12 protein-coding genes are annotated in these 11,647 nt (G+C 47.9%); 11 read left to right on the top strand and 1 reads right to left on the bottom strand.

Features of this window, described 5'->3' with window-relative positions:
• Positions 1-7 precede the first annotated feature (7 nt).
• From AOA63_RS09615 to purU, 8 genes are all read left to right on the top strand, one after another.
• Positions 8-934, top strand: coding sequence for a hypothetical protein (locus tag AOA63_RS09615; protein WP_053959498.1), 927 nt, complete (start codon positions 8-10; stop codon positions 932-934).
• Entirely contained in the window at positions 931-1,476 is a 546-nt protein-coding gene (locus AOA63_RS09610) for a hypothetical protein (protein ID WP_053959497.1), read from the top strand. The genes AOA63_RS09615 and AOA63_RS09610 overlap by 4 nt, the downstream gene beginning before the upstream one ends.
• Before the next feature lie 288 nt (positions 1,477-1,764).
• Positions 1,765-3,585, top strand: coding sequence for a putative bifunctional diguanylate cyclase/phosphodiesterase (locus AOA63_RS09605; RefSeq protein WP_053959496.1), 1,821 nt, complete (start codon positions 1,765-1,767; stop codon positions 3,583-3,585).
• Between the two features lie 27 nt (positions 3,586-3,612).
• Complete coding sequence (locus tag AOA63_RS20040) at positions 3,613-3,768, top strand: hypothetical protein (protein WP_206742824.1); 156 nt, start codon at positions 3,613-3,615, stop codon at positions 3,766-3,768.
• Between the two features lie 544 nt (positions 3,769-4,312).
• On the top strand, positions 4,313-4,693 hold the full coding sequence (locus AOA63_RS09600; RefSeq protein WP_053959495.1) for a YidH family protein: 381 nt from the start codon (positions 4,313-4,315) through the stop codon (positions 4,691-4,693).
• Between the two features lie 47 nt (positions 4,694-4,740).
• Positions 4,741-5,136, top strand: a complete 396-nt coding sequence (locus tag AOA63_RS09595) for a YidH family protein (protein WP_053959494.1) — start codon at positions 4,741-4,743, stop codon at positions 5,134-5,136.
• Positions 5,137-6,177: 1,041 nt separating this feature from the next.
• Positions 6,178-7,596, top strand: a complete 1,419-nt coding sequence (locus AOA63_RS18940) for a CBS domain-containing protein (RefSeq protein WP_242848309.1) — start codon at positions 6,178-6,180, stop codon at positions 7,594-7,596.
• 501 nt (positions 7,597-8,097) lie between these two features.
• Entirely contained in the window at positions 8,098-8,955 is an 858-nt protein-coding gene (gene purU / locus AOA63_RS09585; protein WP_082343874.1) for a formyltetrahydrofolate deformylase, read from the top strand.
• Positions 8,956-9,116: 161 nt separating this feature from the next.
• Here the strand turns inward: purU and AOA63_RS20365 are convergent, their stop codons facing one another.
• Positions 9,117-9,248, bottom strand: coding sequence for a hypothetical protein (locus tag AOA63_RS20365; protein ID WP_278277074.1), 132 nt, complete (start codon positions 9,246-9,248; stop codon positions 9,117-9,119).
• Here AOA63_RS20365 and AOA63_RS18935 point away from each other — a divergent pair.
• The 3 genes from AOA63_RS18935 (at position 9,204) to AOA63_RS09565 (ending at position 11,581) form a co-directional block, all read left to right on the top strand.
• Positions 9,204-9,464 carry an RtcB family protein gene (locus tag AOA63_RS18935; RefSeq protein WP_197648385.1) on the top strand — a complete coding sequence of 87 codons (261 nt, stop codon included), beginning with the start codon at positions 9,204-9,206 and terminating at the stop codon, positions 9,462-9,464. The genes AOA63_RS20365 and AOA63_RS18935 overlap by 45 nt on opposite strands.
• Positions 9,465-9,560: 96 nt before the next feature.
• A complete protein-coding gene (locus AOA63_RS09570; protein ID WP_053959490.1) occupies positions 9,561-10,271 on the top strand; it encodes a VIT1/CCC1 transporter family protein in 711 nt (236 codons plus the stop codon).
• A gap of 218 nt (positions 10,272-10,489) precedes the next feature.
• Entirely contained in the window at positions 10,490-11,581 is a 1,092-nt protein-coding gene (locus AOA63_RS09565) for a hypothetical protein (RefSeq protein ID WP_053959489.1), read from the top strand.
• Positions 11,582-11,647 lie beyond the last annotated feature (66 nt).

The following is an 11,647-nucleotide window of genomic DNA, read 5'->3' as shown; positions in this document are numbered from 1 at the left end:
TCGTAAGATGGCTAGCGCGTCCTCGTCGGTATCTTTACGCACTAAGACCCGGATTGCGGTCGGTATCATGTGGGCAATTTCTGGGATAATGATGCTGCAACCGAAAATTCACAGTCCCTTGTTCGTCAGTGATATTTTGGCGCCGCCAGCTGAAGCGTGGCAGCCCTTGGGAGTCCAAAAACTCTTGCAAGCGGCCGATACCCTCTGGCTTGCGGCTCCTTCTTTATGGCCCTATCTCATTGCCGCACTGGAGGTTGGAGGTGCGTTGATTATCACATGGGGAAACCCCAGGGCTCGTACTGTCGCCGCCTATGTGTTAATTGCTTGGTCTATTGTTCTCTGGGGCGTGGCAGAAGGCTTTGGTAACTTGTTTAATGGGACCGGAAGCATGCTGACCGGAACGCCAGGCACAGCACTGCTGTATGGGGTCGCCACACTTTTGGTGATTCTGCCCATGCTTTGGTGGGAAAATCACCAACTCGTTTACCGCTTGCGGCAAGGGCTCGGGTGGCTCTGGATTATGATGGCAGGACTCCAAGGATTGCCGGGATCGGGTTTTTGGCATGGTCCGCGTCTAGCCGAAGTGTTTGGTTTAGTGACTATGGATGGCTCCGAACCGTCATGGCTCCAACAAAGTATCAATGATGGCGTTATGCTGAGTTTTCACCACCCGCTAATGACCAATTTGTTTCTGGTGTTAATCATGTTGGCAGTGGGCATAGCCTGGTTAAGACGGTGGCGTTATGCCTTTGGTCTATCTGTGGCGGTAACGACCATCATTTGGGTCGTACCCGAGGCGTGTGGCGGCATATGGACCGGACTCGCCCCCACTCCCGGGATGATTATTCCTTTTCTCATCTTCATGGCCATTGCCCGGGCTGATCTCATCCAGAACCCGCATCTTCACCAAAGACCGAAGGTGACATCATCATGATGGAACGAGGTTCTGAGAAATCCCGTGTGTCGTGGTTTCGCTGGCCCGTCATTGTCATTTTAGTCGCCATTTATCTGGGAATGATGTCCAATCCGATGTTTGAGATTATTCAGGCGGCGGATAATAAGGGATGTATCGGCTGGCATCTTCTTCTGACATGGGGATTAACACTATTAGGCATGATTGCCACGCTTGCCATTTTCGTTCAGGCTGATGAATGGGTTGAGAGGCTTGTCGGTATCTTTTTACCTCACAAGTCGGTGGACGTCCACCAAAAAGTGGCCCAATATGGGGCGATGGCGATTTTAGTGGGGAATGCCTTAGTCGGACTAATTTGGACGAATCCCTTCTTGAATGAGTTTATTGACGCGCATAAGCCTCTATATGTGGAAACCGATCTGTCGATTTTGGTGATGGGTTTATTAGGCGGCGTAGCCTGGCGCCTTCTGTGGAAGAAATGGGCATGGTTAGGTCTTATCGTGACCGTGCTGATGTCTTATGGTGTGGTGGCTAACGTGTTAAGCCGTCATGGATGGTGCTAAAGACAACGCGTCCTTAGTCATAGCGTTCTCGCTGCCGGGACGCTTTTTATTATTTACAACCTCTGCATGAGCTGGCCTTACCGAATTTCACCATAGTTCAAACTCATTTATCCTGACAGCATTCGTCAAAATCCAACAAATAGTCCACAGGGACAGGCCATATGGCCCTACCGAATTGTCATCAATTTGCCTACATTTATTAACATCTATTTCACAGGGGGCTAGACGCCAGAGGAATTGCCATCAAATCGATGTGACGGGGATGTCGAAGGAAAGGATGCCAATGAGATGGGACAAGGATGGTCAATCAAGGATGCTTGGGATGATCACAATGCCAATCATGAATATCCCCTGCGCTGGGATCCACAATTGTTTGGGGTGGTTGATGATGTACGGGTATTTGCTGACCTGCTCGGCTGGAACCCACGTTATCAGCAGGTATTTAGTGCCTTACCGTGGGAGACAATTGCTCAGGAGGCGGTTGAGCGGTTCTATGCCCGAATTCAGCAAATCCCTGAACTCGACCGGTTAATCCGGGAGCGGACAACCTATGACCGGATGCAAGTTCTATTGGGGGAACATTTAGAACGTTTACGTGACGATCCTCATGATCTCAAGGCCATCACCTATGCCGAAACCGTGAGCCTAAGACATCTGGCCCGGGGCATTTATGGGCCCCAGTTTCAAGCGGCCTATGCCTTGTTAATGAGTGAAATCTTAAATGCATCCAGGCAAGGCAGCACGTATACGACATGGTCCGAACAAGATGATGCCATATTCCGACGCATGGTCATCGAAATGTTTGTGATGACTGCAACGCAGGTGGCCTTTACATCTCGGCATGATGGATTGACGCAGTTACCCAATCGCGATTTTACGGAAGAGCGTATTCAGGATTGGATGAGCGAAGGCAAACCTTTTACGGTCATTTTTGCTGATCTCAATGGGTTTAAGCCGATTAACGATCAATATGGGCATGGGACTGGGGACAAGGTTCTGCAAATGGTGGCACGGCGCTGGCGCTGGCGTCTTCATGAGTCCGATTGGATTGGACGATGGGGCGGTGATGAATTCCTCATCGTGTGCCGAGACCAGAGGGTTTCTGTCAGTGAACTGGTCGCACAATTGCGGGATGCCTTGACGGTACCTATTGCTGTAATACCTGGGCATCCCTTGAGCGTCTCGGCTAGTTTTGGATGGGCTCATTATCCCCAAGACGGGCAGGATGTCGATACCCTGTTGCAGGTGGCGGATCAAGCACTCTATGCGGCGAAGCGTGCAAGGCAATCATGGTTGCTCAATCCTATTCATCCGGAGCGATCTAAAGCGGCCGATGGGATTGCTTTCGTGGATGAGGCCTTACGACAAGATAGGGTGCGTGTTTTCTATCAACCGATTATTAAGGCGAAATCCCGCACGATATGGGAATGGGAAGCTTTAGTGCGTATCGAAGGCGCAGATGGTGTGCTATATGCTCCTAAAGATTTTTTGCCGGCTATTGCCCAACATCATTTGCTACGACAACTGGATGACCGGGTTATGCGCCTCGTTTTTCAGGATATGAGCGAGTGGCACCAACACGGCTGGAAAGGACATGTGGCCGTCAACTTGAGTTATATGGATTTGCGTGATCCCAATCTTTTGGCGTTACTGGAGTCATACCATCGTCAATGGCCATCCGTCAAACCTCATGCACTTACCTTTGAAATTTTGGAGTCCGCGTTACTGGTCGATATGGATCCCATCAAACAAACGGTAGCTGAACTTGATCAACGAGGCTATCATTTTGCCTTGGATGATTTCGGCACCGGCTTTAGTTCGCTGGTTCATCTCCGTGAGTTACCTATCCGTCAAATCAAAATTGATATTCAGTTTGTAGCAAATTGGTCGACTGAACCGGGGCGCCGCCTGCTTCAAGCCATCCTGGCATTTGCTAAGACTTTGAATGTGCCGACCGTCGCTGAAGGGGTGGAGAATTTGGAACAGCGCAATGCTCTAGCACGCTGGGGAGTGACAGCGTGGCAGGGATATGCGATTAGTTATCCTTTGCCATCTCGTGACGTTGCCTCCTGGCAACCTCATTTTGACGATTTGATGCCAGATAAATGATGCAAATAGCTAAGGGACCGATAATCCATGGGAGACTTCGGCCTTCCTTCGCGTACCTTGCCTTTAGGCATTGAGGGGAAATTTAAAGCCGGGGCTTATGAGATAGGGATGAACGGTGCGTTATTAATGGTTTTTAATCATTTAGCACATGTCGAAGCAAATCGAATGGCACTGCGAAAATGAGCAGAATAAGCTTGGACTTAAATGACTGATTAACTTCAGGGATATGGTGGTGCCCTTCTACGAGAAATTCGTCTACTGTATCCATATCCCTCTATAGGTGATGGGAACGCTGGATTCAGGTGCGATAGACACCACGCGAATGCCTGTTTGGAACAGTGAGTGAAATATATTCTCATTGGGCGATCGCCGGAACCGACAACATTTAGTTTGGAAATGAATGCGACAATATCGTGCGCATTTTGGATTCATCCGGGAGAAAATTACGATGAGTTGAGATGAACCCACGAAGTTCTTGGAGAGATGGTTTCCCATGATATTCTTACTTTTGAGATCAAATCGTCCGCAAATGGCTGGGGGACGATTTCTTATGATCATTCCTCTAACAAGGATTTGTTTAAAATCCTTGTTATCCTTTCGGGATTATCGGGTATAAGCAAATGGAATTGCGCGAATCTATGCGAAAATCTTGTTGTCGCGTACAATCAGGGAAGATTCTTGCATCTATTCTTGCATCGATAAGGTTGGTTAAGGAGAATTGTGAGCGTTGACTCAAGATGACCGCCGGTTATATTACACAGATCCCCGGGTTTTATTAGCTAATGAGCGCAGTTTATTAAGTTGGATGCGCATGGCTTTGTATCTCATGGGATTTGCATTTTTATTGAGTAAAGCTGCTGTTATCGATAAAGTGCTGGATCCTGGCCATCAGATTCAATTGTTACCCATGGTCCGTTTCGGCCATATGGTGGGCGGGATGTTGTCATTAATGGCAACGTTTCTTGAGGTCGTGGCATTAGTGCGCTATTACCGCAATATGACACGGTGGCACCGGGCCGAAGATGGTCGAGGTTCTAAGGCTCCAACCTTTTTTGGGTCCATTATACTGGTTTGGGTTGTATTACTAGCGATTTATCTTCTGTCTTAGTGCAAATTCGAGGATAGATAACATAGTGATGTTGGAGGAAGATAGGAATGGCGCTACACAGCGAAGATCAGGCGCAAAAAATTGCGATGTATACGGATCCCCGTGTCCTGCAAGCGAATGAACGCACGTTATTATCCTGGATTCGTACAGGCATAGCGCTTGTCACTTTTGGGTTTGTGATTACCAAATTCGGCCTGTTGGAATATTTAGTGGCGCCACAATTCCGCGCGTATTTACCCCGGCATATTCGCATTGGTCCCTATTTAGGGGCGACCTTGTCGTTCTTCGCGGTGATGGTGCAAGGGGTGGCTATTGTTCGCTACCGCCGCATTTTTGACGGGTTCCACAAGGGTCTTAATCTTATTGGGGCCCACACGCCAATGGTTTTGGGCATTATTATGGTTTTTTTTAGTTTGGTCATTAGCATCTATTTGTTGTTTTAAGGTAACAGTCAGTCAAAAACTCCATCTTGCAGACGGATCGTTTGCAGGTTGAAGAGGATGAAGACAGGGCTTTGACGTGCGCAACGCGGCACGACATGAGTCCCCCTTAAGGTATTGGGCATATCACGGTGCCGCAATTGTTTAAATAAAGAGTGGAGTAGACCCGGCAGTTTGAATCAAGCTCAAGGCCACCTCGCAGGTTTGTGTAGGCTACTGGTCACAGCTGGGGCAACTGGTCCCGCTTATGTTGTGTCAGGGTATGATGTTTTGGCGATTAACAAGCCATGGTCGCTCACCAATGAGAGGGGAAGAATTCGACGCAATTTCTTCTATCCTGAATCCTACAGCATCCAGCGAAGGGATTTTTTAGTTGGAAACTATGGATATTTCGGTCATTATCCTGGATTCACCCGTGCACATGTTTTTAGTGGACAATTCGGTATATGGAGTAGAGCCGCTGCTCGCGAAAATCTCATCTGCAGGTAAAGGTCATCGCGCGCACGCTCCGCTCGTGTATGTTCATTAAAGCCGTCATCTCCCGGCCATTTCTTGGAAGTCGGCAGCGCGGGCTAGCAACTCCATGCAATGATGGTGCCGGGGTCCTTAGGACGTCGTGATTCAAAAGCAAATGCGCCAGCGTTTTATCCAGATAACACGCGTTGCTTATCTTAAACGCCATCAAATCCGAAAGCTCGATTGCGGGCATTCAAACAGCACTCTGCGTCGACACCCCTAGCCAAGAAGTCTGTAGCAAATATGAGGTCACACGGGTCCGCGATGTGTGATTATTAGAACCCGATTCGCCTTAATTTTGGTGTTGAGAAAAAGACAGAGTCTAGCGGGTGTTAGTTGTCATCATTCCGATTCATACTCATCTGACATATTTAGACCTTTTTGGACTCAAGAAGATATCAATATCATCATCAATAATCCTATGGCTTCAGATACCTGGGTGAAAACGGGCTAAATATTTCCTATGGAACCATTTTATGTCTACCATAATATTCATATCCCATAGAGTGTGTGAAGGGGGATAAGGGCATGAAAATTAGATTTATCATGGACCGGGATTATTTGAGCGGTCAGCCGACCGATCCCGTTTTAGTGACGCAATGGCTCATCAAAACCAGTCCGCACAAGATGCTTTATGTTACCACCTCTGAAGGAACTTTGGTGGGGTTTATCCGTCTTCAAGATATTCAAAACGTAACGGGCGAAACATTAGAGGAGATTATGGTCCCACTCTCCGAGACGACGGTGGTAAGCCCGGATGATCCGACTGATTTCTTAGGTCCTTTATTTGACAATCATCCGGATTGGTCTTCGATTCCCGTGGTCGATAAGGGGCGACTTGTCGGTGTTGTCCCTCGGGAATGGAATATCTTTGCTCACGGCACCACCCATGAAGACTGGCACCCTCGGTCTCTCGAACAATTTCAGCAGCAAGTGTTCGATGCTATGTATACAGGGCTGATCGTTGTGGACCATCATGGGATGACCCGCATACTAAATCCGGCAGGGGCTGAAATTTTAGAGGTGGACCCGGCTACTGTGGTTGGAAAGCCCTATGAAGAACTGGCGCAATATATGTTTTCCCATGTCACCGATTATTTGAAAATCAGTGCCATTCCTTTAGCGTTGATGGGGGCGGCGACGCGTGGAGAACGCCAATTGCGCTTGCCTAATGGCCGCGATGTCTTATTTAAGTTTGGAACCATTCACAACGCGGAAGGCGCATTGCAAGCGATTTTAGTGACGTTTATGGATATTACGGCCCAAAAGCATGCGGAAGCGGTGGCTCAACATCAACAACAAGAATTGGAAATGGCTTTTGCCTTAACCTTACCTAATAGCAAGGTGGAAGCAAAATTGAAATCCTCACCCGAATATCAAGATGTCTATGATCCTAACACGAAGAAGGCCCGCGTGACCCAGGTTATTCCCGATGGAACCTATAGGCACGTGATTAATGGTCTGCGGATTATGGCTGAGCTCAAAACTATAGGCGTATTTCAATTAGTCGGGATTGATAAGGATACGCTGGTGCAAGCCTTTATCTTCCACGATGTGGGCAAAGCCCAACCCAGGTTGCAAGTTGGCCAAATCTTTGTCCCTCAAGACGCTTTTGAGCCAGGATTTCTTCATGCGGGTCGGAGTGCCGACTGGGCTCGCAAGGATTATCATGTTTCGTCTGATGTCGAATGGATTGTTCGCTATCATCATACCCGTGAATCCGATTTGCCTGGGGATTTTCCCTCGGCGCTGAAACCCATGTTGCGCATTTTTCAATTGGTTGATGGTCTCTCCGCTGCCATTACCCGCCGTAATGCACAGATTGCGCCGATGACGTTAGCAGGAAGTGTGCTCACAATCGATGAACAAAACAAGGATCCTCGCTACGATCGTCGCTATCAATTATCTATTTACACGGGGGATATTGAGATTCTTCCCCGTTCATAGATGGATAGACGCTAGACAAATACTTCAACGACAAAGGCCCTTATGTCATCCTCACTACGGCTTTAAGGACAAGAATATGAGAGCGAGACGATGTAGAAGTCGCCAACGTGAGAGGTCGACATCGATTGTGTGGATTTTGAGGATCATGACCCCACAGTGCTCTTGATATTTCGCCATGGGTTGAGATGGCAATGTTTGCGCATCTTAGGTGATTGGGAGAAGGACGTCATCTTCTGATTATTAAATTAATGATATGATAGAGCACATCATGAATCTTGGTATGATCTTCTATCAAGGATTTCAGAATGTCTCTTGCGCATGACCGACTCGTCATATCTGCATTGTGGGTTAAGAGCGGCAGGCGTGTCTTTTTCGAACTTTGTATCACTCTATAAGGATCTATCGGGACTACATAATCATCGGAGTTTTTCGAGGCAGGGACTGAGAATTCGGTAAGACCACAGTCCTTATTGCATACTGTATGTTTCAAGGAGGAAAAGTGTGAAAGGTTATCGTTTATTGGTGGCTTGTCCTGATCAACCCGGCATTATTGCGGCCATTTCCCATGTATTAGCCCGTAATGGGTGCAACATTACATCTTTTGACCAGTATTCTGAAGGACCTGACGGATTATTTTTTATGCGGGCAGAGTTTGACCTGATGGCGAATGGTGAGAAGGGTCATGAGGTTCTCGGAAAGGAATTTGACCGTTTAGCTATTGAATATCATATGCAGTGGCGACTTACAGAAAGAGACCGGGCACATCATCTGGCAGTATTGGTATCGCGTGAAGATCACTGTTTGAATGAATTGCTGTGGCAAACGGAACAGGGCGATATTCGTGCTGAAATTCGGGTCATAATTAGTAATCATGGGGACTTGCGAGAACTTGCTGAGCATTTTCGAATTCCTTTTTATCATATTCCGGTCGATCCTGGCCAGAAAGCGCAAAGTGAGGAAAAAGTGCATCAGCTCGTCCGTGATTACCGTATTGACACGCTGGTTTTAGCCCGATATATGCAGATCTTGACTCCAGAATTTGTCTCGCACTATCCAGCGCGGATTATTAATATCCATCATTCGTTTTTGCCAGCTTTTGTGGGTCCCAAACCTTATCATCAAGCCTATCAGCGTGGAGTGAAGTTAATTGGGGCGACTGCTCACTATGTCACAGCAGAACTCGATGCCGGACCAATTATTGAGCAAGATGTGCACCGGGTCGATCACCGTCATCAGCTCGATGACTTTAAACGCATTGGCCGCCAGGTCGAGCGGATTGTTTTGGCTCGTGCTGTGAAATGGCATGTGTCGGATCGAGTGTTGGTATACGGGAACCGCACCATTGTCTTTCCGATTTAACCGCCGGGATTTTCTTACCAATTATTGGTTGAGAACATGCTATCATGAACAGGAGATGCGGAAATTTCAAGGCATGCTGTGAAAGAGGTTAAATGTTACCCCAACGGTTTTTCTATTGAAATGCTTGGAATGAGCGGTTCATGCGTAATGTTAAATTACGCCTACGGGTTAACCCATAAAGGCGTGGTATCAGCCAAAAATGGGGAGGCCGGCATTATTCCCGGTAGTATGGCCCAGCGAGCTACATCGTGCGCAGCAAAGATCATCCCAAATCCTATTATTCTTGTTCCCATGGAGCAAGACGACGTATGAATCGCAACCAGGCGAAAAAACAATGTACCATCGACGATTGGATTGCTCAAACTAGTGGCGTCGAGAGCCGAAAAGACGAGGCGGTCCTTGATGAAATCCCTGCTGCTTACAAAGATGTGGATGCGGTAATGGCGGCCGTATCCGATTTAATTGAACTGGTGGTCAAACTAAAACAAATCTTGTGCGTCACAGGCTAAAACACGTTAATCATTTGAACTCGCGAGTAGCTTTGATTAGGGGTGTTCACACTAAAGAAACGAAACCGATTAGGAGGGTCTACCATTAGTCAGCGAATGCATCAAAAAGCCAGCAAGAAACGTAAAGAGGAACATTTGGCTGGGCGAGCCGGATGGCTACGTGCAGCCGTCTTGGGCGCGGACGATGGATTGGTCTCGGTATCAAGTTTGATGATGGGAGTCGCAGCGAGTGGCGCGGGTCCGGGAGCGATTATGACGGCAGGACTTGCCGGATTAGTGGCGGGTGCGATGTCCATGGCGGCCGGCGAATATGTGTCGGTGAGTTCCCAACGTGATGTGGAATTGGCCGACAGGCGCCGGGAAGAAGAAGAACAAGAAGAAGATCCTGAAGGCGAGTTGCGCGAATTGACGGCTATATATCAATCACGCGGTTTATCCCGGGAACTGGCCGAACAAGTGGCAGTGGCCCTTCATGCAGCAGGTCCCTTAGAAGCCCATTTGCGTGATGAAATTGGGCAGCGGCCTGATACCGCGGCGCATCCTTTACAAGCCGGGATTGCATCGGCAACCAGTTTCTTTGTGGGCGGACTCGTTCCTTTTTTGGGAATGCTGGGAACATCGGCATCTAGCCGAGTGATTTTGATTGTCGCGGTGACCTTAATCGGGTTAATAGGGTCGGGGATTTTCAGTGCGCGGCTGTCGGGCACGCCGCCTTTGAGACCAGCATTGCGGCTATTTTTAGGGGGAGGAGCAGCGATGCTTATTACGGCTTTGGTGGGACAGTTGGTGCATGTGGCTTCCCTGTAACCAAATTTCCTGCAGTGGACGGGCAGGGAGAATTTTGCCAGAAATAGATTGATCAATCTATTAGTAAGAATTATAGTAAAGTCCTAAGCTTAAGGTGAGGGCATGGGAATCAGTGACAATATGGAGGCTGTCTCATCTGTCCAAAACCTTCTATGAGGAGTGCACCAAACGCTTTCAGGGTACAATGCGTCTAGCATGTGTGAGAAGGAGTTTACAAAATGGAAAACATTTCTAATAAGGCCTTAACACCCTCTACTTGGAGCCTTTCGACGTTCAACTCGAATTGGTTTGTTATTGTGATGGGCTTCGGGGGTGTTTTGAACGTGAGTGCACAGTTGTGGGGTGTTACGGGTTCGAGTGGGCAATGGATTAGTGGTGGCGTGTGGATTAATACCGGAATCTTTGCTTTTCTAATCGTGATCTGGCTTATTCGCTGGCTGGTCACCCCAAGCAAAATGTGGCAAGAAATGATGCATCCGGTGATGGGACATTTTTTTGCTTTAATCCCCATTGCCATGACAATTATGGGGATGAATTGGTCATTAATGAGTGGGGCCGTCGGACAGTTGGCCATTAACCGGATTATGAATATCTTTTGGCTGCTGAGTATTTCTCTGGGACTTTTCATTAGCATCGTCATCACGGAGGCGCAGATGCGGCAGACTGCACATAATACTGCTCAGGTAAGTTTTGCCTGGCTTTTAGGTTCCGTATCGACGGCGCTGTTTCCGTTATTGGGGAACATTATTGTCGCCATGCAGTGGCACTTGTATCCTCTGTGGACGAGGTTTGTCAATGTCACAGATATGGCGTTTGTGGGAATGGGGTTATTTCTCTTTATATTCTTCGCGGCATATCTATTGGGACGTTATTTTAGTGCGCCTGCACCTCCTGCCCCAGGGACCCCGACGTCGTGGCTATTACTCGGGGCTGCTGCTGTATTAAGTTTAAGTATCTTGGGAGTTGCTCGTGACAGCACGCTTGTGAAAGAATTGCCGGGTTCATCGTTTGCCGTGTTTCTTGCAGTAGCCTTGTGGGGTCTAGCAGGCTGGAGTTTCTTGTTGGGATTTGTCATGGCGTTTCGGGTATGGATACAGAAAAAATTGCCTTTTACATTGTCATGGTGGGCTTTTGTTTTTCCGGTCAGCGCTTATGTACTGGATTCACGGTCTATCGCAACAGCTATCCATGTTGGTTGGCTAGTAAACTATGGTGATATATTTTCGGCTTTACTCTATCTCTTCTTTGCCATTGTGCTATTGAATACTGTGGCCGCGGCTTTGACGGGGCGGTTGTTTCGCCAAGGGTAGGATGTGTTCAATTCCCCTGGTATAAGGTCCACGGAAATATACTTGCTGCAGGTTGATATGATTTCA

Source organism: Sulfobacillus thermosulfidooxidans, assembly GCF_001280565.1.
Taxonomy (GTDB): Bacteria; Bacillota; Sulfobacillia; order Sulfobacillales; family Sulfobacillaceae; genus Sulfobacillus; species Sulfobacillus thermosulfidooxidans_A.
Note: the sequence above shows the minus strand (reverse complement) of the source record. Positions and strands in the feature narration are given on the sequence as shown.

Excerpts from the sequence above, each read along its gene's own strand:
- AOA63_RS09615 (WP_053959498.1), top strand. The coding sequence starts at position 8 with ATGGCTAGCGCGTCCTCGTCGGTATCTTTACGCACTAAGACCCGGATT.
- AOA63_RS09610 (WP_053959497.1), top strand. The coding sequence starts at position 931 with ATGATGGAACGAGGTTCTGAGAAATCCCGTGTGTCGTGGTTTCGCTGG.
- AOA63_RS09605 (WP_053959496.1), top strand. The coding sequence starts at position 1,765 with ATGGGACAAGGATGGTCAATCAAGGATGCTTGGGATGATCACAATGCC.
- AOA63_RS20040 (WP_206742824.1), top strand. The coding sequence starts at position 3,613 with ATGGGAGACTTCGGCCTTCCTTCGCGTACCTTGCCTTTAGGCATTGAG.
- AOA63_RS09595 (WP_053959494.1), top strand. The coding sequence starts at position 4,741 with ATGGCGCTACACAGCGAAGATCAGGCGCAAAAAATTGCGATGTATACG.
- AOA63_RS18940 (WP_242848309.1), top strand. The coding sequence starts at position 6,178 with ATGAAAATTAGATTTATCATGGACCGGGATTATTTGAGCGGTCAGCCG.
- AOA63_RS20365 (WP_278277074.1), bottom strand. The coding sequence starts at position 9,248 with ATGGGAACAAGAATAATAGGATTTGGGATGATCTTTGCTGCGCACGAT.
- AOA63_RS09570 (WP_053959490.1), top strand. The coding sequence starts at position 9,561 with ATGCATCAAAAAGCCAGCAAGAAACGTAAAGAGGAACATTTGGCTGGG.
- AOA63_RS09565 (WP_053959489.1), top strand. The coding sequence starts at position 10,490 with ATGGAAAACATTTCTAATAAGGCCTTAACACCCTCTACTTGGAGCCTT.